Annotated in this window: 14 protein-coding genes; 2 read left to right on the top strand and 12 right to left on the bottom strand. The window is 47.7% G+C overall.

The window, feature by feature from the left end; genetic code table 11:
• Window positions 1-3: 3 nt before the first annotated feature.
• Both BC792_RS09970 and BC792_RS09965 read right to left on the bottom strand, forming a co-directional pair.
• Window positions 4-543, bottom strand: a complete 540-nt coding sequence (locus BC792_RS09970; protein WP_148908861.1) for an RsmD family RNA methyltransferase — start codon at window positions 541-543, stop codon at window positions 4-6.
• Complete coding sequence (locus BC792_RS09965; RefSeq protein ID WP_148908860.1) at window positions 531-1,334, bottom strand: DUF3822 family protein; 804 nt, start codon at window positions 1,332-1,334, stop codon at window positions 531-533. Before BC792_RS09965 ends, BC792_RS09970 begins: the two co-directional genes overlap by 13 nt.
• 85 nt (window positions 1,335-1,419) lie before the next feature.
• On the opposite strand from BC792_RS09965, the gene BC792_RS09960 reads away from it, so the two are divergent.
• Complete coding sequence (locus tag BC792_RS09960) at window positions 1,420-2,847, top strand: ATP-dependent DNA helicase (protein ID WP_148908859.1); 1,428 nt, start codon at window positions 1,420-1,422, stop codon at window positions 2,845-2,847.
• Window positions 2,834-3,409 carry a hypothetical protein gene (locus BC792_RS09955; protein WP_148908858.1) on the top strand — a complete coding sequence of 192 codons (576 nt, stop codon included), beginning with the start codon at window positions 2,834-2,836 and terminating at the stop codon, window positions 3,407-3,409. The genes BC792_RS09960 and BC792_RS09955 overlap by 14 nt, the downstream gene beginning before the upstream one ends.
• A 53-nt stretch (window positions 3,410-3,462) precedes the next feature.
• On the opposite strand, the gene ruvB is transcribed toward BC792_RS09955, so the two are convergent.
• The 10 genes from ruvB to BC792_RS09905 all read right to left on the bottom strand — a co-directional run bounded on the left by ruvB (window position 3,463) and on the right by BC792_RS09905 (window position 16,709).
• Window positions 3,463-4,485, bottom strand: coding sequence for a Holliday junction branch migration DNA helicase RuvB (gene ruvB / locus BC792_RS09950; protein ID WP_148908949.1), 1,023 nt, complete (start codon window positions 4,483-4,485; stop codon window positions 3,463-3,465).
• A 28-nt stretch (window positions 4,486-4,513) separates the two neighbouring features.
• On the bottom strand, window positions 4,514-5,239 hold the full coding sequence (locus tag BC792_RS09945) for a polyprenol monophosphomannose synthase (RefSeq protein ID WP_148908857.1): 726 nt from the start codon (window positions 5,237-5,239) through the stop codon (window positions 4,514-4,516).
• A 100-nt stretch (window positions 5,240-5,339) separates the two neighbouring features.
• On the bottom strand, window positions 5,340-6,824 hold the full coding sequence (locus BC792_RS09940) for a peptide MFS transporter (RefSeq protein WP_148908856.1): 1,485 nt from the start codon (window positions 6,822-6,824) through the stop codon (window positions 5,340-5,342).
• A 31-nt stretch (window positions 6,825-6,855) separates the two neighbouring features.
• Window positions 6,856-8,625: a peptide MFS transporter gene (locus tag BC792_RS09935; protein ID WP_148908855.1), complete on the bottom strand. Its 1,770-nt coding sequence runs from the start codon at window positions 8,623-8,625 to the stop codon at window positions 6,856-6,858.
• A gap of 113 nt (window positions 8,626-8,738) precedes the next feature.
• Window positions 8,739-10,319: a peptide MFS transporter gene (locus BC792_RS09930; protein WP_148908854.1), complete on the bottom strand. Its 1,581-nt coding sequence runs from the start codon at window positions 10,317-10,319 to the stop codon at window positions 8,739-8,741.
• Between the two features lie 170 nt (window positions 10,320-10,489).
• A complete protein-coding gene (locus BC792_RS09925) occupies window positions 10,490-11,374 on the bottom strand; it encodes a sugar phosphate isomerase/epimerase family protein (protein WP_148908853.1) in 885 nt (294 codons plus the stop codon).
• Window positions 11,375-11,387: 13 nt separating this feature from the next.
• Entirely contained in the window at window positions 11,388-12,116 is a 729-nt protein-coding gene (locus BC792_RS09920) for a (Fe-S)-binding protein (protein ID WP_148908852.1), read from the bottom strand.
• A complete protein-coding gene (locus BC792_RS09915; RefSeq protein ID WP_148908851.1) occupies window positions 12,113-13,420 on the bottom strand; it encodes an MFS transporter in 1,308 nt (435 codons plus the stop codon). Before BC792_RS09915 ends, BC792_RS09920 begins: the two co-directional genes overlap by 4 nt.
• Before the next feature lie 122 nt (window positions 13,421-13,542).
• Window positions 13,543-14,853 (bottom strand): D-alanyl-D-alanine carboxypeptidase/D-alanyl-D-alanine-endopeptidase, encoded by a 1,311-nt coding sequence (locus BC792_RS09910; RefSeq protein WP_148908850.1) that lies wholly within the window; start codon window positions 14,851-14,853, stop codon window positions 13,543-13,545.
• Window positions 14,854-14,993: 140 nt separating this feature from the next.
• Window positions 14,994-16,709, bottom strand: a complete 1,716-nt coding sequence (locus BC792_RS09905) for a RagB/SusD family nutrient uptake outer membrane protein (protein ID WP_148908849.1) — start codon at window positions 16,707-16,709, stop codon at window positions 14,994-14,996.
• Window positions 16,710-16,718: the final 9 nt, after the last annotated feature.

Below are 16,718 nucleotides of genomic sequence, written 5' to 3'. Positions count from 1 at the left end.
TGTTTAGTGATCGTTTTGATAAAAGCTAAAGGAAGAGTAACCATACTTTCTTGTTTCAACCCAGATAGGCGAATCGGCCATGCCGCGTGTTGACGGATGCTCAATAACCATTATGCCACCGGCGTTCAGTATGCCCGCCTTCCATATGTCATTAGCTAGCCCCGGCAGTTGCGGAAGATCGTATGGAGGATCTGCAAAAATTAAATCATAAGAAGTCCGGCAGGCAGAAATAAATTTAAGCACGTCTGCTTTTCTTGCTTGTATATTATTTATATTCAGTTTTTTAGCAGTTTCTTTGATATACTGTACGCATTTAAAATGAATGTCCACAGCATCAATAGCGACTGCTCCCCGCGACGACAGCTCGAAGCTGATGTTGCCCGTGCCCGTAAAAAGGTCGAGACAGGTACAGTTCTCAATATCCAGCCGGTTTTCTAAGATATTAAACAAAGCTTCCTTCGCGATGTCCGTTGTCGGTCGGACCGGCAGGCTGGATGGCGGTGTCAGACGCTGTCCGCCAAGATGTCCTCCTATGATACGCATAACGGATAATCAAGCATAAGATTAAAAGAATCCACATCTTTTCGTATCTCCTCATCGCTTACATACATTGGCGTCTTTGCTTTCATGAACTCTACCTTTTCGGAAAAGCGATGTAATGCCTCGGCATAGCTATGATTTTGTGCTATTCCCGACACCAGGATTTTCTGCACCGGGGCCGAAAGGCCCAATGCCTTAAAGGTCGTTAACATAAAGTAATGGAGGTCGTTTTCATTATCGATATCGAAGATGTTATACATTTGAAATGCGCCATTCTTAAAGACAAAAAGTTCCAGCTGGGTATTTCTGAAATGTGTGCCAACTACTTCGCCCTGAAGCGGAATGTGAGACTGTACACCACCCAATATCCACTGGAAGTCGGCGACAAATTTTGCGTTTGGAAAGATGGCACGCCAACGGTTGTACAATAGTAGGTCAAACTGATAACAAGCCATGATATCGAAGTTCGGTATCCGATACTCGTATGTTCTTGCCGGCTGCTCATCCAGCAAAAACTCCTGGTACAGCGGTTTATCGTTGTCGTCGAATACATCGTCGGGAATGAACACCAGGCTCTGGACAGGGACGTTGATAAATATATGTTGAAACGGAAGACCGAGAAGTTTTATGGCATCCCCATCAGGCTGGTTCGCGGGATACGAATAGAGCACCTGTACATGATTGCTTTCGTCCAGCACAAGCAGAGTGTCGACCAGGAAATCTGTTTTTATTAACAGCGTATATTGCGGTATATAGTGTAAATGGAAATTCTTCGACGTGTACTTCTTGCTCATATTGCCAGCGGTTGGTGGTATCCTTTTAAGTAAACAAAATTAGCTTTTCAAATTGATTTGACCAACCTTTTGAATAACTTTGGCCATGCATATTCGAAACCTGCTTATCGGACAGTTTGATTGGCAGCCCACGCGGCAACAGTTACAGGTGTTTGAGCTGCTGGAAGGCTTTCTGACTACGTTTCGATCCTCGTCCTGTTTTGTGCTGAAGGGATACGCCGGTACCGGAAAGACAACGATAATCAGCGCCTTGGTAAAGACACTTCCTGCCTTGGGCAAAAGAACGGTGCTATTGGCACCTACTGGCCGTGCAGCAAAGGTTATGAACCACTACTCCGGGAAAAAGGCATTTACCATTCACAAAAAAATATACCGCAAGAAGTCGGCTTCGACGGTAGACCTCGACTTTACATTAGCGGATAATGTACATGAGAATACGTTGTTTATTGTCGATGAGGCCTCTATGATATCCGACAACAATGCGGATCTTTTTTCGAATAGTCTGCTCGACGACTTAATCCGATTCGTACAGTCCGGAAATAGCTGTTGTCTGATGTTCGTCGGCGACAGCGCGCAGCTCCCCCCGGTAGGCATGATCCAAAGCCCAGCCCTGGATGTCGGTTACCTGTCGTCCAAATACCATTTGCACACCTATTCGTACGAGCTGCGGGAAGTTGTGCGTCAGCACCGCGAATCGGGTATTTTATTTAATGCGACGCGTGTGCGAGACGATATCGATCTTGAAAACCAGGACGATGCGCTTGCTTTTCCGCAGTTTCACACGCAGGGATTCAAGGATATTTTCCGGATGAACGGCGATCGGCTTATCGAGGGACTTCATTACAGCTATGACCGGTTTGGAATAGAAAACACGATGGTTATCTGCCGATCAAACCGCTCGGCAAACATGTACAACCAGCATATACGTAATCAGATCTTGTTCCGGGAAGAGGAGATCACCGGAGGCGACTTTATCATGGTGGTCCGGAACAATTACTACTGGTTACAGCAGCACGACGAAAAGAGCACGGGCTTTATAGCCAACGGCGACCTGGCAAAAGTCAGGAAAGTCAGCAACGTACATGAGCAGCACGGATTCCGTTTTGCCGATATCTCCCTGGAGTTTATGGACAACGACGAACCCGAACCGGTTGTATGCCGCGTCCTCCTCGACAGCATTTACGTCGACTCGCCTAACCTTCCATATGAACAGCAGCAAAAACTGTATGAGTCTATAGCTCTAGATTACAATGATATATCGACGAAAAAAGACCGGCTGGAGGCCATAAAGAAGGATCCTTATTACAATGCCCTACAGATAAAATTTGCATACGCCGTTACCTGCCATAAGGCGCAGGGGGGACAATGGCCGTGCGTGTTTATCGACCAGGGCTACATGAACGACGATATGTTAAATACCGAGTTTTTACGTTGGCTGTATACCGCTATCACACGGGCGACGCAGCAGCTGTTTTTGGTCAACTTTAATCCGAAGTTTTATGGAGAAGGATAAGCACGCACGATGGACACACTTCTTCAAAGAAGATATACGCCGGTTCAAGCCGGCCGAATTCAATCTTATTTTTATACAGCAGCATGGCCTAACCCTTGATGCCCTTCTCGGGTATGCGTTTCATACAGACAGGCAAGTGGCGTTCCGGGCAGCATGGATGCTGGAGCATGTGCTATTGAACGCACCTGAGCAGATACCGTCTGTCTTCGGCGACCTGACCACACGCCTGGGAGAGCAAAAAAATTGGAGCGCCATACGTAGCTTCACCAAGATCGGTATGGCTTCCACGGATCGCCGCAACACGATCCCTTACACACAAGCGCAGGAGGCCGTATGGATCGAACAATGCTTTCAGTGGCTTATTGATCCGTCATGTCCTGTTGCAGTAGTGGTAAACTGCCTTGATATCTTAAGTAATTTAAGCAGCCGCCATGACTGGGTCAGGGATGAATTGGCGGCGCAGATACATTTCCTGCTAAACACAACCCCTACGCCCGCTTTGACCAGCCGTGCGCAGCGCGTGTTAAAAAGGATACGCCCGCCGGCTCAGGGCGCCGGATGATAGCGGGCCGCTTCACGCGGTGTCAATCCGATCGGCGAAACGGACCGCCGCTGCTAAAACAACGTATTCCCTTTATTGAGATTGACTTTTCCCAAATGCCGGTAAGCCAGATCGGTGCACTCTCTGCCTCTGGATGTACGCATGAGATACCCCTCCTGTATAAGAAAGGGCTCATAGACCTCTTCGATTGTTCCTTCATCTTCACCTACCGCGGTCGCGATCGTTTTAAGTCCGACCGGCCCCCCTTTAAACTTATCAATGATTGTAGCTAAGATGCGGTTGTCCATTTCGTCCAGGCCATGTTCGTCCACATTCAGGGCGTTCAGCGCATATTGCGCTATGGCTTTGTCGATAGAACCGTTTCCTTTTATTTGGGCAAAGTCGCGCGTCCTGCGCAGCAGTGCATTTGCTATACGGGGGGTGCCCCGGCTCCGCCGCGCAATTTCGTAGGCACCTTCTTCGCTGATCGGCGTTTGTAAGATGGTAGCCGATCGCAATACAATGGTTGTCAGCAACTTCGCGTCGTAATATTGCAGCCTGGAGTTAATTCCGAAACGTGCCCGGAGGGGCGATGTCAATAAGCCCGACCGCGTGGTTGCACCTATCAACGTGAACGGGTTAAGGGAGATCTGAACAGAGCGGGCGTTTGGTCCTGTTTCAAGCATGATGTCGATTTTAAAATCTTCCATCGCGGAATACAGGTATTCTTCGACGAGCGGACTTAATCTGTGAATCTCGTCGATAAAGAGTACGTCTCCCTCTTCGAGGTTGGTCAAAAGCCCTGCCAGGTCGCCGGGTTTGTCGAGGACCGGCCCCGAGGTAATTTTAATGTTCACCCCCATCTCGTTGGCGATAATATGGGAAAGAGTCGTCTTCCCCAGCCCCGGAGGGCCGTGTAGAAGAACATGGTCGAGCGCCTCCCCCCGTAGTTTAGCCGCCTTGACAAAGATCGACAGATTTTCCAATATTTTCTCCTGCCCCGTAAAATCCTCAAAGACCTGTGGACGGAGCGCTCTTTCGATGTCTTTGTCGACAGGATTCAATCTTTCCGGATTCGGATCAAGATACTCGTTCATCATATTTCTTTAACGTAAGCCAATAGAATTAATTATACTTTTTAAACCAGCTTTCTACCTTTAGCTGGATGACTCCAAAGAACGCTTCCCGAAAGATACGTGTGCTCATCTTTGAAACGCCTTCTGTACGGTCTGTAAAAATAATAGGGACTTCCTCAATCCGGAAGCCATATTGAAGAGCCTTAAATTTCATCTCGATCTGGAAAGCATATCCCACGAACCTAATCTGCTCAAGTGGAATTTTTTCCAGCACTTTTCTCGAGAAGCAAACGAATCCGGCTGTGGCGTCCTGTACCTTTATCCGCATAATAAACCGCACGTATACCGATGCAAAATAGGACATAAGGACCCGGCTCATGGGCCAGTTTACAACATTTACCCCTTTGATATACCGCGAACCTACCGCCATGTCCGCCCCTTTTAGGCAGGCCTCCCTGAGCCGGATCAGATCCAGCGGATTGTGACTGAAATCGGCGTCCATTTCAAAAATATAACCGTAGTGGCGCCCAAGAGCCCATTGAAAGCCGTGTAGATAAGCCGTTCCGAGGCCGAGCTTACCCTTCCGCTCCTCTATAAAAAGTTGCCCGCCATATTCGTTCTGAAGGTTTTTTACTATTGCTGCTGTTCCGTCCGGCGAGCCGTCATCGACGACAAGAATGTCGAAAGGAACCGCAAGCGAAAAGACCGTCCGAATGATCTTCTCGATATTTTCTTTTTCGTTATACGTTGGAATGATGACTAAGCTGTCGGCCACGGGCTATAAAATTAAACCTATTAAGGATAAAGATACAAAAAAGAGAACGCGTTACCTATTTTAATTGGGGGCTATATGCTGGCACCACGAAAAGGCGGAATCAGCTTACGCCGTTCATCAGCTTTCTGACGGCTGGCGAAAGAACCACAAGAACCACACCTGCTACGAGCGAGTATATCGCAAGCTGCTGATAGCCGTCCGTATACGCGATTAACTTGTCAAAAAGCGAAGCATTCTCGTCGGGCGACGACATCCCCGCCCCGAGCAGGCCAGCCACATACTGACCGTAAGCACTCGCCAGAAACCACAATCCCATCATCATTCCGCCTAAGTGTCTCGGCGATAGCTTCGTAATCATAGACAGTCCGATCGGAGACAGGCAGAGCTCGCCAATCGTTACCGCCAGGTATGCCAACGTGAAGACTTCAAGAGAGGTCTTCCCCGTGGCGTCGGCGAATAGCCGCGTTCCAAAGAAAATATAATAGCCGATAGCTAAAAAGAGAAAGCCTAATCCGAACTTGACAACCGTATTCGGTTCTAATTTTTTCTTGGCCAGTGCCAGCCACAGCAATCCGAGTAGCGGACTGAACACGATAACGAAAAGCGAGTTTGCCCCGTTATTCACCACGTTGGGATCGATCTGAAAAAACAATAGATCGTGTTGTAAGTTGTTGTTCGCAAATAGTGCGAGCGAGCCGCCGGCCTGTTCGAAGATGGCAAAAAACAAGATCGAAAAAAGGATTAGTATTAGGGCCGCAATCAACTGTTGCCTAACGCTTCTCTCCTTTTCCCGCAAAAGCTGGAAAAGGAAGTATACCAAAGCCAGCGGACCTACGATATACATGAATAGGTCTGTATAGCGGGTATTGTTTACCATGATGAAGATCAGCGGAATGCAGATGAGCGCTCCTGCATACACCATCACTTCACGGCGTATCTTTGCAGCTTTTGAAAGATGTACCAGCGGACTGTTTCCGATCGGGCCGAGATGCTTTTTGGTAAACGTAAAGATAAGGAGGCCAATGAGCATGACGATGGCTGCCGCCAGAAAGGCGAGGTTCCATGAATGCTCCTTGCCCAGCCATACACATAGCGCGCCGCCTAAAAGAGCTCCGACATTAATACCCGAATAAAACACACCGAAGCCCGCATCCCGCCGGGAGTCGCCCTCTCTATAAAGGTCGCCCACCATCGACGAAATGTTAGGCTTAAAAAAACCGGTTCCAATGATGGTCAATGCTATTCCAAAATAAAAAAATTGATGAGGATCGATGGCGATCAACCCATTTCCTAAAACCATCAGGACCGCCCCGAAGGTCAAGGACCGTTTGAAACCAAGTATTTTGTCCGCGAAGATACCGCCCACGAAAGTAAATGCGTAGACAAATGCCTGTATAGCTCCGTATTTTAAATTGGCGTCTTTTTCCGTTAGGAGTAGCTGGTCGACCATAAATATAGCAAGTACGCCACGCATACCGTAAAAACAGAAGCGTTCCCACATCTCCACAAGGAAGAGGTACCACAGCTGTTTTGGATATTTTCCTTCGAAGTTCTGAATATCTTCTAGTGTAATCTGCTTTGACATTTATACGAATTGTGTTTCTTGATGTAGTTGTTTATTTTATGCCGTGCATGAGTTTTTTGATCAATGGGTTAAGTGCCATGACCAAAACTCCGCCGATGGCGGGAATCGCGGTAAATAGGAAGAAAAAGTGGCTCAGCGAATAATTTTCCTGGATGGTTTCTACCTGCCCTCCTAATATCGCGGCCAGTTTCTGGGCGATAGCAATTGCCAGATACCACATACCGAACATAAAAGCCAGCATGCGGGCAGGCACAAGCTTCGATACATATGAAAGGCCTACCGGAGAAATAAACAGCTCGCCGAGCGTGTGAAACAGATAGGTTAATACGAGAAAGATCATCGACACTTTGACGCCGGATCCTGCGCCTATCGAGCCACAGGCAATAATCAGGTAGCCTATCGCCACCAAGATGAGGCCGTAGCCATATTTCATGGCTGCCGGAGGGTTATATTTGGACTCCCAGATCTTAGATACGGACGACGCCAATGCGATGATAAAAAACGAGTTGAGCGTCGAAAACCACGAAACTTTTATGGCGGAGATCTCGGCCGTAAACTCGTTATACAACATCCATATCCCTGCAGCCCAGATCAAAACAAAGCAAAGGAATAGAATAATATTGGACAGCGCAATTTTTGTCCATGTGGCTATCGCCAGCTTAATCAATACCCAGGAGATAATGATCAGCGGGACAACCGTCAGGAGCGTATTGACCACGTTAAAAGCTATCAGGCTGCCTCCCGTCAGCTCTCGATCGATATAGTCGCGCGCAACGAGGACCAACGAGGTGGCGCCTTGCTCGAAGCTCATGAAAAAGAAGATCAGAAAAACGGCTAAGAGAATCACGCCGTACATCCTGTCACGCACCACCTTGGCGTAGCGGCGTATTCTGTTTACGATGAGCACCAGAAAAAGAATCAGCGCGCCAATAACCATAATATTTTGGCCGCGTAAGGACGGCGTATCCAGGAAGGCGAAGACGTCAAGGACGTTGTTTTTCGACAGTGGATCGTTGAAGGCGTAGACCAATCCGACGATGCCCACAACGATCATAAGGACGACATCTAACGTAGTAAAAGGGTTGTGCTTTGTCTCTCCCGGCTCCAGACTGGCTCCTGCAGAATCGGCTGTCCCCTGCTTGGATTTATCAAGAATCCCCAGCGTCCCCAAAAGCGGGCCCGCCAGCCAAAATTGTATCGTTCCCAAAAGCATAAACACTCCCGCTAGTCCAAACCCCCAGTGCCACCCCTGCGTCTCGGCAAGATATCCGCACAGCATCATCCCAAAGAATGCACCTGCGTTGACACCCATATAGAAAATCGTGTATGCACTGTCCTTTTTCTCCGGCAGCAATTTGTACATTTCCCCAAGGATTGCCGGCATATTTGGCTTGAAAAAGCCGGTTCCTACCACCAGGCAGCCCAGTCCGATAAAAAACATAAGTGAGGAATCGAATGCCATTGACGCATGGCCCAAGGTCATGATGGCCGCCCCAATGATTACTGCGGCACGGGAGCCGATGTATTTGTCAGCGATGACACCACCGAAGATCGGTGTGATGTAAAGAAGCATCGCATAAGTACCGTATAAAGCGCCCGCCTGTTCGGCAGTCCACCCCCATCCGGGGTTCGCGCCTATAACGGAGGCAGTAAGAAATTGTATAAGCAGCACCCGCATCCCGTAAAAGGAAAAACGCTCCCACATTTCTGTAAAAAAGACAATAAACAGACCTGCCGGATGCCCCAAAACCCGATGTTCATTCGCTTCACGAACAGGCGAAGCCGAAGAATTTTCTCTCATACGCTTAATTTTAGATTGCCAAAATTAAGCAAATCCACGAAAATTTAGGGCTGACAAACAAAAAATGCTCGTAACATCTTTACGAGCATTTCCTGTTTTCGTCTTTTTTCGTCTTAGTTGATACCGTGCATCATTTTTTTAAGTTTAGGCGAAAGAAGGATCAGAATGACGGCAACCGCGCCGGGTATGACGGCGAAGATGCCAAAAAAGTGAGCCATGGAATATTGGGTACTGATATAATCTATGGTAGAGCCCAACATGCTTCCCGCAAAATTTGCGATTGCTGATGATGCAAACCAAAGACCGAAAATCAATCCTAAAAGTTTTTTCGGCGACAGTTTAGAAACATAAGATAGACCTACCGGTGATAGACACAACTCCCCTGTCGTATGGAAGAAGTACGCCAGGATGAGCCAAACCATACTCACAGAGGCCGTTTGCGCACCTTGAGGAATATCCTTACAGCCGTAAGCCAGCGCAGCAAAACCTGTCCCCAACAAAAGTAAGGCAAGTGCAAACTTGATCGGGCCCGATGGGTTCCATACTTTCTCCCAGATCTTACTGAATACTGTTGCTAACGTGATGATAAAAAACGAATTCAATATCTGAAACCATGATGCTGCGACCTCTGTCTCCAAAGCTGTAAACTCACGCTGAATCTTCCACACCCCTAAGACCCATATGATGATCATACTAATAAAAGTACATATAATGGTTTTGGGATACGTGCTAAGCAATTTTTTTGAGAGTCCGAACAGCACACTTGTGAGGATAATTAAAGGGAAGAGTGTTAAAGCGGCGTCTACCCATTTAAAGGTGATTGCTGCATTTCCCGTGAGCACCCGCTGTGTGTAGTCGGCGGCAAATATGTTCATTGAGCCTCCGGCCTGCTCAAAGGCTAACCAAAAGAACGTGCTAAACAGGATCAGCACACCGATAACAATCAGTCGATCTCTTCGTACGTGCTCCGGTATGGCATCAGCGTCATCCTCAGTGGTCGTTTGCTCGACGGTACCGGCTTCTTTTGGAGCCTCACCAATCCTGCCGAAATATTTTCTCGCAAAGTAGAACTGAAGCATTCCGAAAAACATGAATATACCAGCTAAACCAAATCCTAAATGCCACCCTTCCTTCTCGCCGATATACCCGCACAACAGCATCCCTAAAAACGCTCCCGAGTTGATTCCCATGTAAAAAATCGTATACCCGGCGTCTTTTTTTGCAGAGTTATCAGGATATATCTGCCCTACCATCGAAGAAATGTTGGGTTTAAACAAGCCGTTGCCAATAATCATGAGTGCTAGCCCCAAGAAAAAGAAGCTTTGGGAAAAGCCCTCCATCGCCATGGAGGCATGACCTAAGGTCATGATCAGCGCTCCAACAAAGATGGCTTTACGGAATCCCATAAGCCTATCGGCGATGATACCTCCGATTATCGGAGTTAAATAGACCAATCCCGTATACCAGCCATAAAGTTTCAATGCGTCAGCTCTTGTCCATTCCCACCCCCCATCGGCGAGCGAACTTACCAAAAACAGCGTGAGCAGAGCCCGCATACCGTAGTAACTAAAGCGTTCCCACATCTCGGTGAAAAAGAGTACGAACAGCCCTGCAGGGTGTCCCATTACCATTTTATCGTCTACGCCCTGCTTGGCGAGATGGTTCACTAAAAGTTCATCTTTTTGTTCAATCATATTGTTAGTTGTTAGTTATTCGTGGATACATAATTTAGATGTCAGGCATTAGCGCGACGCGGGTAGGCAGCGAACACTGTCTGTCAATTGGTTTTATTGTGTTCTGCGGAAAGACGCTTTCCACAGTCTCTTCGCAGAACACTGTTGTTGTATGCTGGACCCAAGTAGTATTAGCTATTTTTGAATCGCTCCAACAGTTTTTTGGTAGCAAGGATACCGTCTACTTCCGAGAGCTTGGACCCCTCGTATTCTATTCCGATATAGCCTTTAAATCCCGCCTCTTTGACGATTTTCATCATCCGCTCGTAGTCTATCTGTGTTTCATTGCCATTGGCGTCGAAATCGTGGGACTTTGCGCTCACCCCTTTGGCAAATGGCATCAGATCGCTTACACCCTGATAGCGGTCGTACTCATAGAAGTTCCCGAAGTCCGGAAGGCTTCCGCAGTTCTTCTTGTTTACTTTCTTCAAAACATCTGCAAGCCAATCGCCATGTGAAGAGATGCCGCCGTGGTTTTCGACAATGACATTAATTTTATCCTTCCGGCCGTATTCTGCCAATGTGCTTAAGCTCTCTATGACGCGTGACTTTACGTCCTCAGGATCGCCATTGCCTGCCGCATTTACGCGAATAGACTTACAGCCAAGAAACGACGCTGCGTCAATCCATTTGTAGTGGTTTTCGACGGCCTTGGCGCGCTTCGCATTGTCTTCGTCGCCCAAATTTCCTTCACCGTCGATCATGATGAGTACGTTCGTTACACCATTATCCTTCGCCCGGTTGTTCAAGTCCTTTAAGTAGGTCATATCTTTCGCTTTATCTTTAAAGAACTGGTTCACGTACTCGACGCCGTAAATGCCAAACTTCTTCGCAGCTAATTCGGGGAAGTCAATATTCTTTAAGTCGCCCTTGAAGAGCGTCTTATGTAGAGACCACTCTGCCAAAGAGATGTCAAACCATGTTTTTTTTGCTGCAAACACCTCTACGGATGGAGCTAGCGCTACGCCTGCCGCAGCTAGGCCTAGCTGTTTTAAAAAAGTTCTTCTTGCGTTCATATGTTAGCTTTTATTAAATATTTGCCCACCCCGACGTTAACACATCTGCGATGTGTTTTGTCTTTATGGGAAGTTGTTGTCTGTCAATATAGGCCTGCAGCTGTAGCAGGCAGGAGCTGTCCGTCGATATAATATAGTCGGCTTTTACCGCTAATGCATTTTGTACTTTCTGCTCGGCCATAGCCGCCGATATCCCTTCGAACTTCACGGCAAAAGTACCTCCAAAGCCGCAGCATACGTCCTGGTCGCGCATAGGAAGAACCTCAAGTCCACCCACATGGGCCAACAACTGCCGGGGCTCGTCCCTGATGTTGCACTCCCTGAGGCCTGAACACGAATCGTGATAAACCGCGGTACCGACCAACTCCGCCCCAAAATAATCTTTTTTAAGCACATTTACCAAAAAATCACTAAGTTCATAGATGTTGGATTGTATGTTCCGGCAGCGGTTGTGTTCGGTCGAGTTGGTAAATAGGTCGTCGTATCCATTTTTTACCATGCCCGTACATGAGGCCGAGGGCGACACGATATAGCAATCCTCCGAGAAATCCGTCAGAAACTTTAGTCCGATCTGCTTGGCTTCGTTCCAAAAACCAGCGTTATATGCCGGTTGCCCGCAGCAGGTCTGTTTCGGATTATAAACCACGTTACACCCGGCTTTTTTTAATAGCTTGATCGTATTAAATGCTGTCTCCGGATACAGCTGGTCTATAAAACAGGGAATAAAAAGTTCTACATTCATGGTGTCAAGGCTTTGTTGAATCGAAGCATCCGAAGAAGCAGACTGCCTCCGATAATAAAAAATACAGACAAGAACAATGCCGAGTAACGGATGTTATGCGACAATTGTTCAATCAGGGCAAAGGACACAAGCCCCATAACGATGGCCAGTTTTTCCGTCACATCGTAAAAACTGAAGAACGACGCCGTGTCGCTTACATTTTCAGGAAGAAGCTTAGAATACGTCGATCTGGAAAGCGACTGGATGCCGCCCATAACCAGCCCCACTATACAGGCAAGAATGTAAAACTGGATTTCCGTCGTAATGTAGAATGACGCCACACATATACCCAGCCATACCAAAACCACTGAAATCAGCACTTTAATATTTCCGAATACGGAAGACAGTCTGGACATCAGGATGGCGCCGAGTATCGCAACGAGCTGAATCAACAGAATCGTAATGATAAGTTTGGAACTTTCCAGCTGAAGCTCTTTAGCCCCGAATGCGGCGGCAACAATCATAACGGTCTGCACTCCTGCGGCGTAAAAAAAGTAAGCTGGCAGAAAACGGCGGATGCGTTGTAGTCTCTTGATCTTCCGAAGTACAATTTTAAACTCGATAACAACGGTTCTAACGAGGTTCTTAGCCGCGCGTATTTCTGACCGCCTGTTATTTGGCAGGGCCCTAAAGGGGATGTTGGAAAAACCTGCCCACCATAAGCCTACCAATAAAAAGGACAGCCTCGGTCCGAAAGAGCCGTCCGTGATACCGAACCAGTCCGGCTTCAGGATAAAAATAAGGCAAATAATCTGTAGCGTAACACAGCCGACATACCCGTACGCGAATCCCTGCGCGCTGACCTTATCTTGTCTGTCGGGCGTAGCGATCTCGGGTAGGTATGAATTATTGAACAATACACCACCTATGTAGCCCATTGCTGCCATTCCGAAAAGGATAATGCCCAGCTCTAGCGTCTCCAGTTTAAAGAAAAACAGCCCCATGCACGAGAAGGCTCCGAAGTAGGTGAAAAACATCATCATTTGCTTTTTCCTGCCCTGCACGTCGGCGTAAGCCGATAAGAACGGCAAGCAGACCGCCATAATCAGGTAGGCCAACGCCAGCGTAAAATTGGATAATGCGGTATTGATGACCTCCACCCCAAAAAAGACAACGACGTCGCCACGCTCCTCCGTGGTGGTTATGGCGGTGTAGTAAGCTGGAAAGATTGTGGACGTGATTACCAAATTGTAGGCCGAATTAGCCCAGTCGTACATGGACCAAGAACGAATCAGTCGTTTGTCGTTTTTCCGGATGACCTGCATAATCGAAGCGAATATAGTAATGTTAAGTAAAAATTGAAACCATTTCTAAATGTTTGACCGTACCTATATTCATCCCCGTTGAAGCATATGTCGTCTGTCACAACAGGTAGCGGCTCCGTTAGCTAATAATGTTCCCGTATAAAAGTGATGATACGGACCATCTCCTGACGAATCGGACGTTCGGATCCGAGGAAATTGGTATTGAGAAAGGAAAAGGCTAAATTTTTCCCCGATCGGGTTTTGATAAAACCACTTTGGTTGTGTACCGAACTGATAGTCCCCGTCTTTGCCCAGACGAACGGTTCGCCGTTATTGAGTGAATACGCGCGCTTTAAGGTGCCGTCGACACCTCCGGCCGGAAAAAAATGGCGGAGTTCTTCCACGGTGGCTACCATCCCTTTTAATAATAGCAGAAGTTCGACCATGCTGCGCGGGCTGACTTTATTATAAGTCGACAGGCCTGAGGCGTCTTCGAGCACAATAGGGTCCGTAAAACTGGAAAAATAAGCCGCGTCCATTTCCTTCCGCAGCTGTGCCGTGCTGAATTTCCCATAACGCTGCAGCGCGATCATCATATGAAGCTGCTCCGCTAAAAAGTTATCGCTTGGAAGCATCATTTCCCGGAGTACCGTTCTCGTGTCATTACTATAAACGGTGCTGTAGGTAGATGGCTTTCCATAGCTTATCGTCTGGATCTCTTTTTTTAGCGTATCCCGAAGTAGCCGGATAAAGAGTGCGACATCGTTTTTAAAGGGCTTCTCATTTACATATCCGCGCGGCGGAACGGCCCGGCTTTTGAAGAAGGTATTGGTATCGAATGCACGGGTCAGCGTAAATGCTTCCGCGTTTCCGTTATCCGATGTCTTTATAAACTCCTCGAAATACGATGGCGTGACGGCGAGGCTTCCTCCCCGTTCTTTAAATGTAACGACGTTGCCGTATATCGGGAATGTACGCACTTCCGGCTGGTAGTATTCCTGATAATCCTCGATAGACCATCCCTTTCTGTAAAAGGGCTCATCTGATTGTGATTCAGTGCTATAAAATAATTTCTTGTTGCTTTGTTTCAGAAATTGAAACACCTTCCCAGACTCCAGTTTACTATGTAGAAAAGTCGGATCGCCTGTCCCCCAGAAAATTAGGGAGTCTCCCCGTTCTACGTAGTGAAGCCCGGGAATAGAATCGCCAAGGTATTTAAGGGCGGCAAATAATGTAAAGGTTTTGGTGTTTGATGCCGGCGTGAAGTACTTTCCTTCATTTATTCCTAATAGAAATCTGTTGCTATCCAGGTCGTATAAGCAGAAGCCGTAAAAGTGCTTCGCTAACACTGGCGACAACTCAAATTCGCGCTTCAAGGGAGTCATGTCCACAGGTTGCGCCTGAAGAATGTAAGGGGCCACCGAGAGCACAAATAAAGCAAGGATCCGTTTCATCCTGTAAATGTACAAAAAAGGCCACAACTACGCTATGGGATAGATGCTTGTTGCCGGTAAGGAACTAAAAAAACTCCTGCCTCCTCTGTTTGCCGGAACCAACAGAGCGGCAGGAGCTTTCGGTCTTCAAAAAGGCGGTATTAATTATACCCCGTATTTTGCTGCAGCGTGCCGCTGCTTCTATCTATTTCGATCTGCGGAATTGGAAAATACGCGTTATGCGGATTGAATACAATGCCTTTAAATGCAGGTAATAAAGAGCCTTCAAATGAAGAGTAGCTTTCTATTGTCTGCTTTGCTATACCCCACCGTACCAGATCGAAAAAGCGGTGCCCTTCCAGAGCGAGTTCCAATCGTCTTTCCATACGCACGGCATTACGCGCATATTCCGGATTGGGAAAAACCGGGTATGGTTTCACCTGGTAGTTGGCGGCATCTTTCCCGTCGATCTGTTTATGAGGCAGCTTCGATGCCCGCGCACGGACGGCATTAACATAGGTCAGTGCCATGTTGAGGTCGCCCAGTTCCACTGCACACTCGGCGGCCATCAATATCACATCGGCAAGGCGCATGATATTTACGTCGAGTCCTGTTATGTACGCCTCACCGGGAACGGCGTGCGACGCAAACTGGCTTCGATAGATCATTGTCTTGATACCCACGAAGGGCCCTGCATAGCTCGACGAGCGGATCCAGGCATCGCCGGGCATAATGCCGTAGTCAAGATAAGGAACGCCGCGACGCCCAACAGTGTAATCCAGACGGGGATCTACCCGTAACGACTGATCCACTTTGTAGTTTGTTTTGGCAGCTCCTTCCAGGCCTGCGTCCGACTTATAGGGGTTTGTTCTGTAGGAGCCGTCCAGGTATGGCAGGCCGTTTTCGTCTACCCTATAGGCATTCACGAGATCTATCGAAGGCTGATAAAAACCACAGCATCCGACTGGTGATGTCCCATATAAACCGCTAAGCATATCTCCCACATTCGCGTTGTCACCAGAACCGTTGGGGTTAATGGCATGCTTCGACACCATGAGTGCCTCAGGGCCGTCTTCCGTCTCTACGTTAAAGTTGTTCTCGAAGGGCATTGCCGTGATGTCTTTGCCTGCGATAACCTCCTGGAAAAGCGGAAGCGCAAGCTCGAACTTCTTTTCGTATAGATACAGTTTGCCCAGGTACGCTTTGGCAATGTATCTATCCATGCGCCCTTTCTCTCCGTTGATCTTTGATACAGGTAGGTTTTCCGATGCAAATTTTATGTCTTCGATAATCTTTGGATAGATATCGGTGTCGTTTTTTACCACCTTCGCATCGTCGAGCGAGGTGTTCTCGTCTATCCAGGGGATGTTACGGAAGATACGCCAAAGATAGAAGTAATAATGTCCTCTCAACATCTTTGCTTCAGCTTCGATCTCGACGGCGCGGGCGGCGCTGATGGTAGGCTGTCCCGCCTGATCTTCTTTCAATACCCGGATTGTGGCATTGCAGCGCATAACCCCTTCGTAGTAGATCTGCCACATTGTTGAGAGATTGTCATTCGCCGGGTTGGGGCGCAGCAGCTCGATCAGGTTCATGTTCGGTTGGTCTGTTTCTTCAGAACCTTTGTGCGCATTATCCGCTGCGACCTCTCCAAATAGCCACTGGCTCGGCGCGGAGGCATAATTCCCCCACGTACCACTTACATTGCCGTTTAATATACCGTATGCGCCCAGCAAAATAGCTTCTACGCCCTCATTATTCCGTATCTGGTCCTGAGGTAATTCGCCCTGGGGATTTTTTTCCAAAAATTCCTTTCCACAACTACCGAATAATATATTTGCTGCAGCCAGCATTATATAGATATTTTTCTTTTTCATAATCCGTTT

The organism is Sphingobacterium allocomposti, assembly GCF_008124885.1.
In the GTDB taxonomy this organism is placed as follows: domain Bacteria; phylum Bacteroidota; class Bacteroidia; order Sphingobacteriales; family Sphingobacteriaceae; genus Sphingobacterium; species Sphingobacterium allocomposti.
The sequence above is the reverse complement of the archived record's forward strand: the minus strand, read 5'-3'. Positions and strand labels throughout refer to the sequence as shown.